Here is a 15489-nt window from a genome sequence, read left to right on the forward strand (position 1 = left end):
TGCGTAAGGGCACCCAGAAGTTTTACCCATCTTTACGCATTTGATCTGGAACAGGTTTAACAGCGGATTATCAGGTCATTAAGCAAATATAACGCCCTGAGAATTTCGACAGGCAAAAGAAAAAGGGGTTAGCATTTAGCTAACCCCTTATCTTATTTGGCGGAAGCGCAGAGATTCGAACTCTGGAACCCTTTCGGGTCGCCGGTTTTCAATGTTGAAAAGTTAATCAAATTAAGTGCCAAAAGAAATCAATATGTTAGGTGATTTTTGATAGTTAGTATACCAAGTCTTTTTGCCAGAAAACTTTCTGGATTGTCTACTTACTAACCACGAGCGGCAAATCCAGTGTTGGTGTGATTTTTTTACGATCGTAAATCAACACCTGATTTACTGTTTTATGTCCACTGAAAATTTGTTTGTCGCGACGACTTCCTTCGTAATCCGGGATACCTTTCACCTTTATGTCGTGGAAATTGCATCCAAAAGGGGGGTGTTGCTGACTAATATTACGACGGTTTCTCACAGAGATGTACACATACTAACTGTTGATGTTAATATTTTGCCATGATATTGCTACAAAATTGCAATGTATCGTTCAAGATATTATAACTATCATTTGTTGCATTTATTATACCAACATCTCTTGTTGGCCTTCCTTCTGTTGAATATTCTATCCAGAATGAACCGGTGTATTTTGACATTTTGTATGTTGCGAATTCTTTTGCATTAATTGGTAGTTTAGTTCCATTTAGATCCATTATATAACCACTTTTCTGCATAGTCTTGGAAAGACAATTGATTATTTCGTTTGTCGATATTCTGCTGTCGATATGAGGATAATCCACAATTACCCCCATACAGAGGATACTTAAAGACGTTATAAAAATCTTTTTTATCATAATGTCTGGTTTGGTGATCTTTTAGATGTAATGTCTGCTGTGGAGATATCTATACCTCTTATGTTCTTTTATTTCAATAGATAGTTGAACACTCATTGTGCTAATGAATGAAGTTGTTTAATAGGGCGGATTATCTAAATCACATAATATTGATTAATGTTGGTATTAGATAAAAAAATATCACTAACTTTGTTTTTGTTGAATTTGTTTTTAATAAACGTTAGCGTGGATTACGTAGCTGGAATATGCATGCTATTGAAAAGAAAATTATTGATAATTTAGCTCTAATGGTCAGAGCGAGCAGCTCATAACCGCAAGGTCGCCGGTTCAAGCGCAACATGGACCATCATGCGCCGTTAGCTCAGCTGTATAGGGCAATTGCCTTCTAAGCAATCGGTCACTGGTTCGAATCCAGTATGGTGCACCATGCGGTGATCGTATAATGGTTATTACCTCAGCCTTCCAGGCTGATGATGCAGGTTCGATTCCCGCTGACCACTTTATAGAGGATTATTAGTACTGTATGTTGAGCACTTTTATGCGTTACCTTTCATCGGTGAAAATAAGCGTACAACAACTATTTATGCTGGCATTAGCGATGATAGTTATTGGTTCTTTCGGAGTGTGTTTATTTGTTTACTATATTTTTATCGATAATTGATATTTTTTTTGGGTATTAAAACAGAGTGGCGCAAACGAAAATATAAATTCGCTATAAAGACGGGGGTGAGTATTAAAAATAATAACTACTAAGTTAAAATCTTTAAAAGTGTTAAAAACATCACATTTAATTATGTTGGGTACTGGAGAATAACCCGTCGTTTTGTTAAAAATAATTTCGCATGATGAATCCCCCTGTGCGGAGGGGCAATCAGCAAGCAGGAATATGGATAATCGCGGATTCAGGTGCTGATACTGAACTCACCGGGTGACACCCGGCGCCATGCAGATGATGAAAGTGATGAGTATACCTGCCCCTCTCCGGAGGGGCTTTTTTATAGGCGAACGGATTTCAACCACAATTTATGAGGCTGCGCAACTGCGTGGCCTTTTTCGTTTTGCGGGCTGCGGTTCCCCTCTTTTGATTCTCCGTGTAACCGGAGATATTGCGAATACGTATGTGCTTAACGGTAACAGTGTGTATATACCTGCCCAGGTATTTACCATGAATCTGGTGATGCTGGGTAGTGCTGAACACCTGTACTTTAACGGTAACGAGCAAACACCAGTTTTCTCTGCGATCCTTTCGAGGATACAGACAGTGTCTGGAGCGGCAGAAATCCGGGGTATGGTGACGACAGTTACAGACCAGTCTGCATCGCAATCTGGATCAAAGTATTCAGGCTGAATGCGGGGACACCCGTGACGGTGTCGGTTTCAGGTAATGCAGTGACGGTTATCTGGATGTCGAAGGCGTAAACACGATGAAGATGCCACAACTACCGGCAAAACTGAGTGCCGGGTATCTTCATGCCCGTTCTGATATGTCCGGCAGTGATGATTTAACCGGGTTCAATGTGAAATACCGCTATGAATTTACGGACACGCTGGGGCTGGTGACGTCATTCAGCTATGCAGGAGACAGGAATCGCCTGCTTACCCGTTACAGTTATACCCGCTGGCATGAAGACTCCGTGCGTAACTGCTAATTCAGCATGATGGCGGGTGTGGCTTACAGCCGTGTTTCCACCTTCTCCGGGGATTCGTAATTAGCTTGCTAAGCATGCGATGTCAGGCTGATTAGTGAAGTGATGTTGTTCGCATTTTGTCAGGGAGGGGGTATTGAGACTTTTTTGGAGAGTAGAGATCTGGTGTGGTTGTAAAAATTGTTGTTGGCATTGAGAGCTGAAAATATACCAGGCTCTAAAAAACTAAGGGGTTACCATTTGGTAACCCCTTATCTTATTTGGCGGAAGCGCAGAGATTCGAACTCTGGAACCCTTTCGGGTCGCCGGTTTTCAAGACCGAAGAAAAATAAAGAAAAATCAGTATAATACGCAAAATAGCCGAAAAATTAATCAGACTTAACACCAAGAAAAATCAAGATGTTAGGGAGTTATTCAGAGTTAATATACCAGGTCTTTTGCCAGAAAATTTTCTGGATTGTCTACTTACTGACCACAAGCGGCAAATCCAGTGTTGGCGTGATTTTGGTTTTACGATCGTAAATCAACACCTGATTTTCTGTTTTGTGTCCACTGAAAATTTGTTTGTCGCGACTGCTGCCTTCGTAATCTGAAATTCCTTTGGCTTTTATGTCATGGAAGTTGCACCCAAACGGAACCCCGGCTTTTTGCTCGGCTGCACGTTTAGCCTGATTCCACCAGTTGTTCAGCGTTTTAGCTATGACCTTCCCGCCTTTGGTTGTGTTGATCACATACTCGCATGTGCCGGAAGATACATTTCGGGCTAACTGGATCGCCGTACGTAATCGTGGAGACCATTCCTTGATTTGTTTGGTGCCGGTCTTGTTTTGTTCAATGTAAATCCCTTTGTCCATAATATCCTGCCATTTCAGCTCGAGCACATCACCGAGCCTTGCCGCACAGAGATAGGATATCTCCATTGCAATGCGTAACTGTGGAATTGCTTCCGCATATATCGCAGCATACTGTTCATCGGTGATGTAAACAGTACGGGCTTTAAGCGTGAATTTTCTGACTCCTTTGCATGGATTATTTTTCACATACCCACGCTCATATCCCCATCCGTATACGCGACTCAGACTTGCCAGTTCATGGTTTGCCTGGGTCTTGCTCTCAAGCCCCCGCTTATCCATGAAAATTCTTACCTGCTCAATTTTTACATTATCAGCAAGCATTTTCCCGAATACCGCCAGTAATGCCCTTTGATGTTGCCGATAATCTTTTTGGGTTCGGGGGGCCAGTTCTGTAAATGCAGGGGAGTCCATAAACATGTGCCATAATTTAGCTACGGTCATTATGTCGTGGAGTTTTGCCTTTTCCAGTTCATAATTTTGCCAGACTTTAGCCACGCTGGTTTCCCGCACTCTTCCGAGCTTTATCGTCCTTGTGCTTCCTTTGGGCTTCCATACGTAACTGTAACCATTCGATCTAACGCGCGGTGGCAGTACATTATCTTTTTTGTCTTTTCTTGGTCTTCCCATTATTCAGTGCCTCAAAATCGGGTTCAGCAGAAACCAGTTCAGATACTTTTGACATTGCTGTTAGTCCACGTGGAATATCACAGCGTAGAACTATCGGCTCGTTTTTAGGCCCGATTAAAAATGGGATGCCGTGCAGTCTTAACTGGTGTTGCTGTCTTGTGTATCGCTTGTATTTCGTGATCTCTTGAATCTCTGCTGGCGATAGAGTTAATTCATACATGTGGTCACGTGTCTTACAGCATGACCGCCGCCAATATAATTCGGAGGCGGCGATCAGGGTTGAACATTAAAAATCAGCCTGACTCGGGATCAGTTTTTGTATCGTAGCTGTAACGTATTTTGCCTGGTGACGGGCGTCATCCAGTGCATTGTGGTGCACGCCTTCGAATGGAATAACGGTTCTGGCATCAAAGTCGATTGTTTTTCCCAGCTCAACGATTGTGCGTACATCGCGATCGTTGTGGTAGCGCCACGGGCAGGGGATGTCCAGACGTTCGTATGAGGTGCGCAAAATTGCGTTATCGAAAGTTGCACCATTACCCCATACCTGAACGAATTTTTCATCTGAGTATTCGTTGATGAACTCCCGAAACCGCGAAAGGGCATCCTTCAGTTTTACCTGGTCTGTTAAAATGGCAGCTCTGGCTTCACTGGACTGCTTCAGCCACCATTCGATGGTTCCACCGTCAGGAACAGCCCCTGTATTCATTGCGTCAGTCAGACTGATAACGATATAAAATACTGGCCCGATTTCCCCTGTTTTTGGGTCGAAGAAAACCGCACCAATAACCACGATGGGCGCATTGGTGTTGGTTCCCATTGTTTCAAGGTCGATCATCAGGTGGTACCACACTCTGCTGGTGGATGTGATAACGTGATGACCGTTCACCGCAATTAAGGGATCTGCCGTCTCGCCAGTTTCATTATCGCTGGCGTGGTCCTGAGCGCTGCCAGCATTCTCCTTGTGTGGATGTTCAGCGCCTTCCATTTCCTCCGGATCATTTCCCTGAACTTCAACCTGATTCTCTTCATCGAATGTTTCCTGGTATGTTGCGTCGCCCATCACCGCACCACAATCAGGGCAGTTGCCGCCGCCGGTCTGACCGCAGGCGGTGCAGACTTTTTCCGCTTCCTGTTGCGCTACTGGCTCAGGTTGTTTCGTTTCTGGCTCGTTTTGTAACGCATTTGGGCTGTTTTGTTCCGCTTTCTGGTCGTTCTGTTCCGTTTCTTGCTGGTACTGATTCACTGAATCGCGGGTTTCAATCCCCTTCACCCATTTCGGATCATTCGGGTCGCTAATCCCTGCAACAAATTCACCACGTGATACAGCAAGCAACTTATCGGCGTCAGGCTGGCTGATATTGGCTGCCTGCATAAATTTGTTTACTTCGTCAGCGGTAACTTTTACCGGCTCCGGTTGTGCGATCGTGTCAGATGCACCAGTATTTTGTTGTGAACCTGAGTATGTACCGTTTTTGCGGGCAAAATATTCTTCTTTCGTGATTTCAGTAGCCCCTGCAGCCAGCGCCTTATTCAGACCAGAAAGTTTGTTTGCACGACCGTATTTTTCGCCATCCTTGTCGGTGAAGAGGAAGTAGAACGGCCCCTCACGCTCTACAGATGATTCGACTTCCACTTTGCATTCGGTTTTTTCGTTGTCCTGAATTGCCGTTTCCACTGCGTCAGTTTCTGGTACTGGCGACGAGAGAGTATTAGCTGTGCCCTGATTTGTTCCTTCGTCATCTTCAAACACGCCCTTTGTAGTCAGGTATTCAGTGATGTATTTGTTCAGTGCCACGGGATCTTTGTGAATGTCGATCGGGCGTTCACGGACAAGGCCAAAAATAGTCTGGCGGCTGTAGCGAAGCGCATCAGGTTGTTTGCGCATTGATGCGGAGATGCGCTTCCAGTCTTCGCGATCTCTGGCGATAACTTCATTTTTAGCCCAGCGAAGGATGCTGCCGTCAATGTTTCCGGCATCCGCATCACCAGGCCAGAGATAGTAGGCCAGCTCCCTGCCCAGGGTTTTCCATGTCTGCTTGTATTCGCGATGAATGGCGGCAGTTACAGGAGGGATTTTTTCTGCTGGGTTTTCAGTGTGCTGTCGGTTGGCTTTGGCGCGGGCAAGATCAACAACAGACGTGTATTTTCCAGTCTCTTTGCGCTCTGCGTCCTGCCGTTTTTTCCAGTTACGTAATTCAGCCTGAATTTCGGGCCATTTGGTACCCGGCTTACATTTGTGTTTAACCCATCCGATAGCGAACAGTTTGCGTTCCGGATACATAGCGTTAATTTCAGGCGTTTTCATCAATGCTTCAACGATATGCCCGTCAAAGGTAGCCACGTCTTCTTGCAGTAATTCCTGCGCGTCAATCGCCATATCAACGGTGATGTTTTCACATGTACCGAACTTAACCAGGACCGCGTTCTGTACTTCAAGGGATAGCTTGTCAAAATTGACGTTAATAGGATCGGATTCTGGTTCGACCGGAATAAAGGAAGCGGATTCCTCATCCCAGCGGTTTTCCTGCATATATTCGGTATCCCAGGAGTCGATAGCAGGGCGGGGCATGCCGGGTTTATCTTCGCAGACAAGAAATTTATAAGCGCAGTCCTGAGCAGCAGGATATTGCTCCAGGAATTGCCAGGTAAATTTGGCACGGGCGCGGCGTTCATCACCGGCTTCAATGGCAGTGGCTACAGCAACTGCGCCCTCTTCTTTTATTGCCTGTTCGTCCGGAATGGCGGCGCAAATAAAGACTTTACTCATTTTGTTTTAACCTCATTACAGATTTAAGGGTGAACAAATCCCTGCCATTGCTGGCATATAAAAATGAAACCGGATATTAATTACGGTGCTGTTTTAAAGTCCTGCCGGTATTTCGTTATTATTAGTGTGAGTAGTTTTATCTACCGGATAACAGTTACCGGGAATTTTTTGTTCTGCTGCTGCAGCCATGCATTCTTTCATTGAACCGTATAAGCCAGTCACCAGCTCAAGAGATTCGCCGGAAACAAGATAAACTGTCAGAACGAGTGCAAATGTTGTATTCATTGTTTATATCCTTTTTGCAGCAGGTCCAGACGAGCCAGCATTGAAGGAATGCATACTTCATTTAACAGGTCCTGCTCGAGTTTTCTCTGCTTAATGGCGTCTTCAATAAATGTTTTGTCTCCAGTGATAACGCCAATTTCGAAACGAAGTTCAGACGTGCTGGCATTACATGATAACTTTTCCATTATCGCGTCCTCAACAATGAATTTTGTGATGCGGTGCCTGGTGCCTCCAGGTGACGTTAACCAGTTAACAATTAACGCCGGATACAGAGAATCCACCCATAACACTGTTTTTGGTTTTAACTGTTCCGCGTGCGCTGAGCCGCATTCACCGCATCACAAAATTCACTTTTAAAAAAGGGCGGCAGAGCAGTCACGGAGTAAAACTGATACCGCCAAATGTCACCAGAATATTGATAACAGAGGGCGTTGTAGCGGGGTTGTCACTTAAGCGTATGGTCAACCTGACAACCCGGTGTCCTCAACGGGGAAAGGCGTCCCTCCCACCCCCGCCATACTTACCGCCGCGCCATTTCGCGGGTCGCCACAACCGGAAGCGCACGGTCGAATTAAATTTAACGACACCGTGCAGTGAGACGAACTTCGCCGTGCGCTTTCGTGTTGTGTGCCTGCTTTTAACCACGTCAGGCGAGGTGGTTTCCGTCATTCCCCAACGACAGGAAATCTGTATAATCTGGATATCCCCAACGATCCAAGGAAATCATATGACAGAGCAAAGAGCACAAGCAGGTGATGGTGTATGGACCGGGATGATATTCTTGACAGAATTTTATATGGCTATTTTCTTGAGCAACTGTTTTCTGTAGCGACTGGTTGTCTCGATAAACTTCTCTCAGTAGTGAGTATTATCTTCGGTTCATCTGTCATTGGCGGATTCATTCCGGAAATTTCTGGCGTTTTTATTGTTGTGATCGCAACCGTCCAAACGATTTATGGATTCGGACAAAAGTCAGGTAATGCCATGAGAAAATCCGCAGAATATTTGCAGCTTTTTGATGATGCAGAAAAATATTCTGATTCGGAATTAAAAATTCAGTTAAAAACTCTGGAAAAAACAGATGATCATATTTGGTCATCACTTAAAGATATTGCGATCTTAAAAACACAGATCAAAATAGGCGTCTCCATCGAACAACAAGAGAAGTTGCCCACAAAATCCAAATTGATGCGATTTCTTTGTGGTTAGGAATATCCAGATTGTTAAAGAGCATGCCGGAGGTTTATCCGTGTCCGGCGCACGCACTTCATCTGCGGAGAACTACTTGAGCTCATTGGTCAGTAGTTTTCAATCACTCGCGAAACGTTTAATGCCGCGCTTTTTGCCAGAGTGGTAATATCCTGCTCCGCTGACACCAGTTCTTTAGAGAGGCGCTCTTTGTAGTCAGCGGCCTGCTTCAGGTCATTAATGGCGCGTATCTTTCCGCACATCCATTCGTAAATTTCATCCTCGGTATAGTCTGGTGCGATGATGACGGGTTCTCGTTTCTGCATACTGATTCCTCGCGGTGCCGCTTCGCTTATCAGTCGTTAGATTTTGCCGAACTGGAAAGCGCCTGTTTAAACTCACTGAAGCTGAGAGCTTCTTCGCCTTCGGCAAGGCCTTCGAAGTATTCTTCGTAAGCCTTTTCCATGATTGCGTCGAAATCCATATCACTCACCTGAATTTCTTTCCAGCCAGCGACGCGCGCCAGCTTCGGTTTTAAACGTTTTGCTTCTGGTATACGTCATCGCGGTGAACGTGCCGTCCTGGTTGGGAAACACGCCGTACACCAGAGATTCGTTGTTGCCAAGATCGATAGTATCCATGCTGACCTCATTTCCCCTTAACGCCGGGGTAGCGGAACAAAAACCTGCTGCATAGTTATTAAAGTTGAACCCTGCCGTCATGTTCTTACGCCTCGGGCTGGCTACTTAACCCCTGACCACTGCCTGGTAACTCGAAGTATTGCCCTGCGTTCTGTGGGGCGGGGTGGGTTGGTATGTATATAATGTACTTTATGTTCAGTGTTGTAAAGTACTTTGAGTACATTTTATGTGTAAAAAAATGAGATGGGAAAAAGTGAAGCACAAACCCGGAGGGGGACGCTACCGGATTTATGCTGGTTTAAGAGGCTTTTTGTTTTTTCTTTCGTGCTAACTCTTCGTAAATTGCATTGTACTTTTGTTTTTTCTCCTCAAGAGTTTTTAAAAGTTCATCTGTCTCACTGTCAGGGAGTTCGTCCAGAAGATCAATGATGATTTTTTGTCTTGGATTTAACTCCTGATAGAAACGTACCTGTCCACTTTCTTCTGTATCCTCTCCCAAAAGATAGGTTGGTGTTGTTCCAATGAGTGTTGCTAATTCCCTTAATTTCTCTCGGCGAGGAATTGTTTCGCCATTAAACCATTTGCTAACCGCTTTTGGTGTTAATTTCATTCGACGGGCAATTTCTGCCTGCCTTCCATGTTGTTCATAACCAGCGTTTTCACAGGCTAGCGCAAGCCTACTGGCGAACTCTTTACGCGCTTTATCTTCATGAACCATAAGTTCAATGATATTCGCTCTTGAATGTACTGTCAGTTCTGTTATAGCATGTACTCAAAGTTCACATTGTGAGGGTGATATGAACCAGAAAACACTTGAAGATGTAATCAAAACTGTTCGCGTTTCTGTTGTGGCCAACGTTTGTGGTGTCAGCCAAAGAGCAATCTACAAATGGATGGATAACGGAAAATTGCCTCGCACTGAATATACTGGCGAAACAAATTATGCTGAAAAAATCGCTCATGCATCAAACGGATTATTTTCTGCCGATGCAATTTTAACTATTGGCAGAAATAAAACTACTACGAAAAAGCTGTTGGGAGTTGATTCATGAAAATCAAGCATGAACACATCCGCATGGCGATGAATGCCTGGGCGCGTTCTGATGGAGAAAAAGTTCCAGCAGCTGGAATAACCCGGGCTTATTTTGAACTGGGTATGACGTTCCCGGAACTGTATGACGACAGCCATCCGGAAGCCCTGGCTCGCAATACTCAGAAAATTTTCCGCTGGGTGGAGAAAGACACCCCTGATGCGGTTAAAAAAATTCAGGCGTTGTTACCAGCTATCGAAAAAGCAATGCCGCCTCTGCTGGTGGCCAGAATGCGCAGCCACAGTTCAGCTTATTTTCGGGAGCTGGTGGAGATGCGGGAGCGACTGGTGAGAGACGCTGATGATTTTGTCGCAGTGGCAATCGCCGGTTTCAATCAGATGAACCGTGGTGGCCCGGCAGGAAATGCTGTGGCAGTACATTGACTGACAATAGCCATATCGAATCGCTTCCGGCAATTCGTGAGTAAAAAGATTCGGTATCAGAAGAGGTGAGAATGGCTAACGCCTGGCTCAGATTATGGCATGACATGCCAAATGATCCTAAGTGGCGAACAATTTCCAGGGTGTCAGGACAGCCAATCGCAACAGTGATGGCTGTGTATATCCACCTTCTGGTGAGCGCGTCACGAAATGTCACGACATGTCACGGCGTGTCACTACGTGGTCACATTGATGTCACGACGGAAGATTTAGCAAGTGCGCTTGATGTGACGGAAGAAGTAATTGATTCAATTTTACAGGCAATGCAGGGGCGGGTGCTTGATGGAGATTTAATCACTGGATGGGAAAAACGCCAGGTACTGAAAGAGGACAACGGTAACGTTTCTCAAACCGCGAAATCTCCGGCAGAGCGCAAGAGAGCGCAGCGCGAGAGGGAAAAATTACGAAAACAGAATGAGGGGGGCCACGACGAGTCACGCATATGTCACGACATGTCACGACGAGTCACGACAGATAAAGATACAGATAGAGAATTAAACCCCACACATAACGCGCGCGCGCGAGAGAGTGCTCCGACCAGTGAGTTGAATGGTGTGCCGTTGCAGACAGCGGAACCTGATTACCTGGAAGGACTGAGCGAACCCATCGGGAAATTTCCGATGACCGATAGCTGGTATCCGTCACGGGATTTTCGACGACGGGCTGCGTTGTGGGGAGTGGCTCTGCCGGAGCCGGAATTTACACCTGCTGAACTTGCCGCCTTCCGGGATTACTGGGCAGCGGAGGGGAAAGTTTTCACGCAGGTTCAGTGGGAGCAGAAATTCGCCCGTCACGTAAATCACGTCAGGGCACAGGTTAAACCAGTCAGCAAGGGGGTGAACCATGCAGCAGCACCAGGTGGCACCGCATCACGGGCAGTTCAGGAAATTCGGGCAGCACGTGAGCAGTGGGAACGTGAAAACGGATTTATCAGCGACGGAAACGGCCTGGAAGCTGTGGGAACTCATGGGGGAGGTTTATTCGAACCGCTGGACCCAGAAGAACGGGGCCACACCTTCGAAGCTCTGGATTGCACAGATTGGTGCGATGACTGAGCAGCAAATCCGCCAGGTCTGCCGCCAGTGCATGGACCGCTGCCGGGCGGGTGAAACATGGCCTCCGGACCTGGCTGAGTTTGTGGCGCTGATTTCGGAAAGCGGAGCCAATCCATTCGGTCTGACGGTGGATGCTGTGATGGAGGAGTACCGCCGCTGGCGCAACGAGTCCTGGCGATACGACGGGAGCGATAAATACCCGTGGTCTCAGCCTGTGCTGTATCACATTTGTCTCGAGATGCGTTCAAAGGGGATTGAGCGCCAGATGACCGAAGGGGAATTAAAACGGCTTGCAGAACGGCAACTGACGAAATGGGCAAAGCATGTTAGTAACGGCCTGAGCGTTCCGCCAGTCCGGCGACAACTGGCGGCACCCAAACGCCCGTCGGGGCCAACACCGATTGAGTTACTGAAACAGGAGTATGAACGCCGGAAAGCGGCTGGTTTTGTTTGAGTTGAGAAGTAATTTTTACCGGGAGGAAATTTTAATGGAAACCGTTTTTGATGCACTGAAAGCAATGGGGAAAGCCACGTCGGTAGAACTGGCTGCGCGACTTGATATCAGTCGTGAAGAAGTGCTGAACGAGCTGTGGGAACTGAAAAGAAATGGCGTCGTTGATAAAACGGGTCACACCTGGTTTCTGGCTGGTGAAGGTGAATCCGGGGTAACCGAAGAGCAGCCAGCACAATCTGAAGTACCGGATGTGCTGACCGGGGAGGTCGAACAAAAAGTTACCGCGGACATGATGATTGAGTTTATCTGTCAGGATGGGGCTAAAACGTGTGAGGAACTGGCGGATAAGTTCGGTGTCAGCACTCGCAAGGTTGCTTCCACGCTGGCGGTGGTAACCGCAACGGGACGTCTGGCACGCGTAAACCAGAACGGTAAATTTCGCTACTGCATGCCGGGAGATAATTTACCAGCAGAGCCGAAAGCTGCATCGGTAGCGGAAACCGATGGTAAAGCCTTTCCTCAGCCAGCCGGTGTTGCGTTACCAGTACAGGAAGCTGCAACACAGGAAGATATTAAAACAGAAACTGTGGCGGACATGGTGCAGTCGTTACCATCGCTCACCGAAACGCAAGGGGATGACCTGATTTTACCATCACTGCATCTGGCAAACCGCGAACTGCGTCGGGCGAAAAATCATGTCCAGAAGTGGGAGCGTGTCTGCGCCGCGCTGCGGGAGCTGAACAAGTACCGGGATATTATACGGCAGATGAATTGTTCCAGAGAGGATGTGAAGTGAGATGGCGTGGCTGGGTGCGGGCTGAAATCCTTATTCTTCGGCAGTGCGCGGGAACAATGAAGGTAAAAAGCATCGGCAGTCTGATTGGCCGTAGTGAGGCGGCGGTCAGGACGAAAGCCCGGGAGATGGGAATAAGTCTGATTCTGCGTGGTGATTTTCACCAGTCAGCAAAATATCCGCAGAGTGATATTGAGCTGACGCGACAATTGCATCAGCGTGGCGTGTCCAGGAGAGAAATCGCCAGAAAATTTGGAATGCCGCTGCGCACAGTGAATAACTACGTTTATTTCGACAGGAGGGTGTCTGCGTGAAAATCCTGTATCAGGATTACGGCCCGGTGGGACAGGTGGTTATCAGCAGTACTGTAATGGAGTTCCGGAAGCATAACCGTGTGGTGGATGCAGTACTGTTAGCCTGTCCGGGGATATCGGCGAGCCGTGCAGGTGTGTTTTTTATGAAGACGAAGTTATATGGCAGTACAGCGTGGATAAAGAAGGCGTACCGGGTAGCGTTACAGGAGGTAAACAGTGAGCGAAATTAACTGTCAGGCACTGCGAGAGGCGGCAGAGAAAGCAACTAAAGGAAGCTACATCGTAGGGCATACGTCTGTTAACCAGCATGGCAATTTAACAGGAGTTTTTGTTTGTCAAAAATGGAAAGGAGAACCCGGTGGCGTGATTGCAGAATGTCATGTTAACTGCCTGGTTGAAACAGATGCTCAGGCTTACGCAAACGCTGAATTTATTGCTGCCTTTAATCCAAAGGTTGCGCTGGCGATACTGGATAAGCTGGAAGCTAAAGACAAGCGCATTGCAGAACTGGAGGCGAGGGAAATCCAGTTACCTGCTGGCTTCGACCTTCGATATGGACACCCGATAAATGCTGATGAGCGACATGTGATGATACCTAAAGAAAATGGCAACTGGATTCATCGGACTGACTTAGAGCACTCACTACGTGTTGCAGGGATTCGTATTAAAGGAGACTAACGTGGAAATAAAACCAGAAGATGAGTTAAGTAATATTGTTTTATTTCCGGTAAAAGAGGATGACCCACGTAATCAGGTTAATTTTCTTTATGAGCCATCGGAAAGACCATATTGTCATCACGACTCTGTCCGGGTTGACGAAAAAGAGCGTCAGGTCCGCTGTAAAATCTGCGGTGCAGTTGTGGAGCCATTTGACTGGATGCTCTCTGTGGCGAAAAGAGAAACCAGACTGGCAGATGATGTAAGGATCTTGCGCCAGGAGGAACGGGAAAGGCGGAGAAATATAGAAAAGCTAATTCAGATTGAGCGTAACGTGAAATCGCGGATACGCAGGGCGACAAAATCCAGAACAGAATAATTAAATTTAGCACTGTTAAAAATTTAATCCTTAACCGGAGGTATATCAATGTCAAACGCACAGAAAGTTATTAACGCTGAAAAATATAACGAGTGGGTGAAAAAGTTCTCAGAGCAGATTTTTGAACCGCCCCGGGTTTCCTGGAGAGTGTTTTATCTGTGAACTCAGGCTGCCAGATCATTGTTTCCGATGGAAGCATAATAAGCTTTTTCTGCTTCTGCCGGAGGAGTATGGCCCAGCCTTCCCAGCAATCGTCGATTGTTATACCAGTCCACCCACGTTAGTGTGGCCAGTTCCACTTCTGCACGGTTTTTCCAGCTCTTACGGTGTATTACCTCCGCTTTGTAAAGACCATTGATGCTCTCAGCCATCGCGTTGTCATACGAGTCGCCTGTACTCCCTGTTGATGCCAGTAATCCGGCTTCTTTTAGTCGCTCCGTATAGGCCAGTGACACATACTGAGAGCCTTTATCGCTGTGATGGATGGTGCCAGACGGACGACGGGCCCACAACGCCTGCTCCAGCGCATCCAGCACGAATGTCGTTTCCATAGACGATGAGACCCGCCACCCCACGATGTATCCGGCAAACACATCAATGATAAACGCCACATAGACGAAGCCCTGCCATGTGCTGACGTAAGTAAAATCAGCCACCCACAGCTGGTCAGGACGTTCTGCCACGAACTGACGGTTTACGCGGTCACCTGTGGCAACGGTTTTCCGGCTGACGGTAGTGCGGACCTTTTTACCCCGGAGAACACCGGCAAGTCCCATAACCGCCATGAGGCGCGCCACTGTACATCTGGCCACCCTGATTCCTTCCCGTAACAACTGACGCCAGACTTTACGCACACCGTACACCTGATGATTTTCATCGTATACGCGCTGTATCTCTCTCTTCAGCCAGTCATCGTGCTGCGCACGGGCACTGCGTTTATCCGGATGATGTCGCTGTTGCTGACAATGGTAATACGTTGACGGGGCAATATGCAGTTCGCTGCATACCGGTCCGACCCCGTACTGCTCACGCAGCTTATCCAGCAGTGGCATCATTTTTTCCAGAGGCGGTCGAACTCCGCCTTCGCAAAATAAGCGGAAGCCTGGCGAAGGATATCGTTACTGCGGCGCAGTTCACGATTTTCACGTTCCAGCTCTTTCAGACGCTGACGTTCAGCGCTGGTGAGCCCACCATCACCGCCCCCGGTATCCCGCTCATGCTGGCGAACCCAGACACGCAGAGTCTCCGGCGTACAGCCAATCTTTGGGGCAATGGAACAAATTGCCGCCCACTGTGAGTCATATTCATCCTGACTTTCCAGAACCATACGAATCGCCCGCTGACGGACTTCGGGGGAAAAACGAGTATTTTTAGTCATCCTGTTTACCTCTTTCTC

21 protein-coding genes, 2 tRNA genes, 5 pseudogenes and 1 other annotated feature are annotated in these 15489 nt (G+C 47.1%); of the genes and pseudogenes, 15 read left to right on the plus strand and 13 right to left on the minus strand.

Annotated elements, in window-relative coordinates:
- Positions 1-316 precede the first annotated feature (316 nt).
- Both QUF14_RS05670 and QUF14_RS05675 read right to left on the minus strand, forming a co-directional pair.
- A pseudogene (locus QUF14_RS05670) lies at positions 317-487 on the minus strand (integrase); the annotation flags it as partial.
- A 64-nt stretch (positions 488-551) separates the two neighbouring features.
- A complete protein-coding gene (locus tag QUF14_RS05675; RefSeq protein ID WP_248698357.1) occupies positions 552-857 on the minus strand; it encodes a hypothetical protein in 306 nt (101 codons plus the stop codon).
- Between the two features lie 392 nt (positions 858-1249).
- Between QUF14_RS05675 and QUF14_RS05680 the strand changes: the two genes are divergently transcribed.
- Positions 1250-1326 (plus strand) — tRNA-Arg (locus QUF14_RS05680).
- 1 nt (position 1327) lies between these two features.
- Positions 1328-1399 (plus strand) — tRNA-Gly (locus QUF14_RS05685).
- 327 nt (positions 1400-1726) lie between these two features.
- On the opposite strand, the pseudogene QUF14_RS05690 reads toward QUF14_RS05685, so the two are convergent.
- Positions 1727-1848 (minus strand): annotated as a pseudogene (locus QUF14_RS05690) (hypothetical protein); the annotation flags it as partial.
- Here QUF14_RS05690 and QUF14_RS05695 point away from each other — a divergent pair.
- A complete protein-coding gene (locus QUF14_RS05695) occupies positions 1849-2247 on the plus strand; it encodes a hypothetical protein (protein WP_157945130.1) in 399 nt (132 codons plus the stop codon).
- A gap of 97 nt (positions 2248-2344) precedes the next feature.
- Positions 2345-2545 (plus strand): annotated as a pseudogene (locus tag QUF14_RS05700) (Ail/Lom family outer membrane beta-barrel protein); the annotation flags it as partial.
- A 461-nt stretch (positions 2546-3006) separates the two neighbouring features.
- On the opposite strand, the gene QUF14_RS05705 reads toward QUF14_RS05700, so the two are convergent.
- The 5 genes from QUF14_RS05705 to dicB form a co-directional block, all read right to left on the minus strand.
- Positions 3007-4026 carry a tyrosine-type recombinase/integrase gene (locus QUF14_RS05705; protein WP_001364438.1) on the minus strand — a complete coding sequence of 340 codons (1020 nt, stop codon included), beginning with the start codon at positions 4024-4026 and terminating at the stop codon, positions 3007-3009.
- Positions 3995-4246: a DUF4224 domain-containing protein gene (locus tag QUF14_RS05710; RefSeq protein WP_000273162.1), complete on the minus strand. Its 252-nt coding sequence runs from the start codon at positions 4244-4246 to the stop codon at positions 3995-3997. Before QUF14_RS05710 ends, QUF14_RS05705 begins: the two co-directional genes overlap by 32 nt.
- Positions 4247-4312: 66 nt before the next feature.
- Positions 4313-6796 carry a 3'-5' exonuclease gene (locus tag QUF14_RS05715; protein WP_100733987.1) on the minus strand — a complete coding sequence of 828 codons (2484 nt, stop codon included), beginning with the start codon at positions 6794-6796 and terminating at the stop codon, positions 4313-4315.
- A 93-nt stretch (positions 6797-6889) separates the two neighbouring features.
- Positions 6890-7081 (minus strand): DUF1482 family protein, encoded by a 192-nt coding sequence (locus tag QUF14_RS05720; RefSeq protein WP_001098307.1) that lies wholly within the window; start codon positions 7079-7081, stop codon positions 6890-6892.
- A complete protein-coding gene (gene dicB / locus QUF14_RS05725; protein WP_000413705.1) occupies positions 7078-7266 on the minus strand; it encodes a cell division inhibition protein DicB in 189 nt (62 codons plus the stop codon). The genes QUF14_RS05720 and dicB overlap by 4 nt, the downstream gene beginning before the upstream one ends.
- Positions 7267-7843: 577 nt before the next feature.
- On the opposite strand from dicB, the gene QUF14_RS05730 reads away from it, so the two are divergent.
- Positions 7844-8290 carry a hypothetical protein gene (locus tag QUF14_RS05730; protein WP_075843310.1) on the plus strand — a complete coding sequence of 149 codons (447 nt, stop codon included), beginning with the start codon at positions 7844-7846 and terminating at the stop codon, positions 8288-8290.
- 89 nt (positions 8291-8379) lie between these two features.
- Here QUF14_RS05730 and QUF14_RS05735 read toward each other — a convergent pair whose 3' ends face one another.
- From QUF14_RS05735 to QUF14_RS05750, 4 genes are all read right to left on the minus strand, one after another.
- Complete coding sequence (locus QUF14_RS05735; protein ID WP_001171961.1) at positions 8380-8595, minus strand: hypothetical protein; 216 nt, start codon at positions 8593-8595, stop codon at positions 8380-8382.
- A 29-nt stretch (positions 8596-8624) separates the two neighbouring features.
- Positions 8625-8753 carry a protein YdfB gene (gene ydfB / locus QUF14_RS05740; protein ID WP_000344891.1) on the minus strand — a complete coding sequence of 43 codons (129 nt, stop codon included), beginning with the start codon at positions 8751-8753 and terminating at the stop codon, positions 8625-8627.
- Position 8754: 1 nt separating this feature from the next.
- On the minus strand, positions 8755-8910 hold the full coding sequence (locus QUF14_RS05745) for a DUF1391 family protein (RefSeq protein ID WP_050866356.1): 156 nt from the start codon (positions 8908-8910) through the stop codon (positions 8755-8757).
- Between the two features lie 298 nt (positions 8911-9208).
- Positions 9209-9628, minus strand: coding sequence for a helix-turn-helix domain-containing protein (locus QUF14_RS05750; protein WP_000233320.1), 420 nt, complete (start codon positions 9626-9628; stop codon positions 9209-9211).
- 79 nt (positions 9629-9707) lie between these two features.
- Between QUF14_RS05750 and QUF14_RS05755 the strand changes: the two genes are divergently transcribed.
- The 10 genes and pseudogenes from QUF14_RS05755 to QUF14_RS05800 form a co-directional block, all read left to right on the plus strand.
- Positions 9708-9962, plus strand: a complete 255-nt coding sequence (locus QUF14_RS05755) for a helix-turn-helix transcriptional regulator (protein ID WP_075843309.1) — start codon at positions 9708-9710, stop codon at positions 9960-9962.
- Positions 9959-10384 (plus strand): toxin YdaT family protein, encoded by a 426-nt coding sequence (locus QUF14_RS05760; RefSeq protein WP_000693896.1) that lies wholly within the window; start codon positions 9959-9961, stop codon positions 10382-10384. The genes QUF14_RS05755 and QUF14_RS05760 overlap by 4 nt, the downstream gene beginning before the upstream one ends.
- A 71-nt stretch (positions 10385-10455) precedes the next feature.
- The gene (locus tag QUF14_RS05765; RefSeq protein WP_145960277.1) at positions 10456-11496 is read left to right on the plus strand and encodes a DnaT-like ssDNA-binding domain-containing protein; all 1041 of its coding nucleotides are present in this window, start codon (positions 10456-10458) and stop codon (positions 11494-11496) included.
- Positions 11489-11950, plus strand: coding sequence for a replication protein P (locus tag QUF14_RS05770; protein ID WP_021502050.1), 462 nt, complete (start codon positions 11489-11491; stop codon positions 11948-11950). Before QUF14_RS05765 ends, QUF14_RS05770 begins: the two co-directional genes overlap by 8 nt.
- Positions 11951-11984: 34 nt before the next feature.
- Positions 11985-12746: a DUF1627 domain-containing protein gene (locus tag QUF14_RS05775; RefSeq protein ID WP_096987967.1), complete on the plus strand. Its 762-nt coding sequence runs from the start codon at positions 11985-11987 to the stop codon at positions 12744-12746.
- Between the two features lie 56 nt (positions 12747-12802).
- A complete protein-coding gene (locus QUF14_RS05780) occupies positions 12803-13057 on the plus strand; it encodes a DNA-binding protein (protein WP_077630125.1) in 255 nt (84 codons plus the stop codon).
- A complete protein-coding gene (locus QUF14_RS05785; RefSeq protein WP_000699805.1) occupies positions 13054-13287 on the plus strand; it encodes a hypothetical protein in 234 nt (77 codons plus the stop codon). The genes QUF14_RS05780 and QUF14_RS05785 overlap by 4 nt, the downstream gene beginning before the upstream one ends.
- Positions 13274-13597, plus strand: a pseudogene (locus tag QUF14_RS05790) (ead/Ea22-like family protein); the annotation flags it as partial. The gene QUF14_RS05785 and the pseudogene QUF14_RS05790, both read left to right, overlap by 14 nt.
- 139 nt (positions 13598-13736) lie before the next feature.
- On the plus strand, positions 13737-14093 hold the full coding sequence (locus tag QUF14_RS05795; RefSeq protein WP_077902809.1) for a hypothetical protein: 357 nt from the start codon (positions 13737-13739) through the stop codon (positions 14091-14093).
- Positions 14094-14141: 48 nt separating this feature from the next.
- A pseudogene (locus QUF14_RS05800) lies at positions 14142-14219 on the plus strand (hypothetical protein); the annotation flags it as partial.
- Positions 14220-14257: 38 nt separating this feature from the next.
- Here the strand turns inward: QUF14_RS05800 and QUF14_RS05805 are convergent.
- Positions 14258-15471 (minus strand): IS3 family transposase gene (locus QUF14_RS05805; protein ID WP_371829233.1). Its coding sequence is split into 2 segments (ribosomal slippage): positions 14258-15183 and positions 15183-15471, totalling 1215 coding nucleotides; the frame shifts between segments, so codons are not numbered across the junction.
- Positions 15074-15190, minus strand: a sequence feature (AL1L pseudoknot). It overlaps the preceding gene by 117 nt.
- Positions 15472-15489 lie beyond the last annotated feature (18 nt).

The sequence above is a fragment of the Escherichia sp. HH091_1A genome (assembly GCF_030295175.1).
Taxonomy (GTDB): domain Bacteria; phylum Pseudomonadota; class Gammaproteobacteria; order Enterobacterales; family Enterobacteriaceae; genus Escherichia; species Escherichia coli_F.

What these genes read in the sequence shown, in the direction of transcription:
- QUF14_RS05745 (WP_050866356.1), bottom strand. Translation starts at nt 8,910, where the DNA reads ATGGATACTATCGATCTTGGCAACAACGAATCTCTGGTGTACGGCGTG.
- QUF14_RS05715 (WP_100733987.1), bottom strand. Translation starts at nt 6,796, where the DNA reads ATGAGTAAAGTCTTTATTTGCGCCGCCATTCCGGACGAACAGGCAATA.
- QUF14_RS05730 (WP_075843310.1), top strand. Translation starts at nt 7,844, where the DNA reads ATGGACCGGGATGATATTCTTGACAGAATTTTATATGGCTATTTTCTT.
- QUF14_RS05675 (WP_248698357.1), bottom strand. Translation starts at nt 857, where the DNA reads ATGGGGGTAATTGTGGATTATCCTCATATCGACAGCAGAATATCGACA.
- QUF14_RS05780 (WP_077630125.1), top strand. Translation starts at nt 12,803, where the DNA reads ATGAAGGTAAAAAGCATCGGCAGTCTGATTGGCCGTAGTGAGGCGGCG.
- QUF14_RS05775 (WP_096987967.1), top strand. Translation starts at nt 11,985, where the DNA reads ATGGAAACCGTTTTTGATGCACTGAAAGCAATGGGGAAAGCCACGTCG.
- QUF14_RS05710 (WP_000273162.1), bottom strand. Translation starts at nt 4,246, where the DNA reads ATGTATGAATTAACTCTATCGCCAGCAGAGATTCAAGAGATCACGAAA.
- QUF14_RS05755 (WP_075843309.1), top strand. Translation starts at nt 9,708, where the DNA reads ATGAACCAGAAAACACTTGAAGATGTAATCAAAACTGTTCGCGTTTCT.
- QUF14_RS05760 (WP_000693896.1), top strand. Translation starts at nt 9,959, where the DNA reads ATGAAAATCAAGCATGAACACATCCGCATGGCGATGAATGCCTGGGCG.
- dicB (WP_000413705.1), bottom strand. Translation starts at nt 7,266, where the DNA reads ATGGAAAAGTTATCATGTAATGCCAGCACGTCTGAACTTCGTTTCGAA.
- QUF14_RS05705 (WP_001364438.1), bottom strand. Translation starts at nt 4,026, where the DNA reads ATGGGAAGACCAAGAAAAGACAAAAAAGATAATGTACTGCCACCGCGC.
- QUF14_RS05765 (WP_145960277.1), top strand. Translation starts at nt 10,456, where the DNA reads ATGGCTAACGCCTGGCTCAGATTATGGCATGACATGCCAAATGATCCT.
- QUF14_RS05695 (WP_157945130.1), top strand. Translation starts at nt 1,849, where the DNA reads ATGATGAAAGTGATGAGTATACCTGCCCCTCTCCGGAGGGGCTTTTTT.
- QUF14_RS05735 (WP_001171961.1), bottom strand. Translation starts at nt 8,595, where the DNA reads ATGCAGAAACGAGAACCCGTCATCATCGCACCAGACTATACCGAGGAT.
- ydfB (WP_000344891.1), bottom strand. Translation starts at nt 8,753, where the DNA reads ATGGATTTCGACGCAATCATGGAAAAGGCTTACGAAGAATACTTCGAA.
- QUF14_RS05750 (WP_000233320.1), bottom strand. Translation starts at nt 9,628, where the DNA reads ATGGTTCATGAAGATAAAGCGCGTAAAGAGTTCGCCAGTAGGCTTGCG.
- QUF14_RS05770 (WP_021502050.1), top strand. Translation starts at nt 11,489, where the DNA reads ATGACTGAGCAGCAAATCCGCCAGGTCTGCCGCCAGTGCATGGACCGC.
- QUF14_RS05720 (WP_001098307.1), bottom strand. Translation starts at nt 7,081, where the DNA reads ATGAATACAACATTTGCACTCGTTCTGACAGTTTATCTTGTTTCCGGC.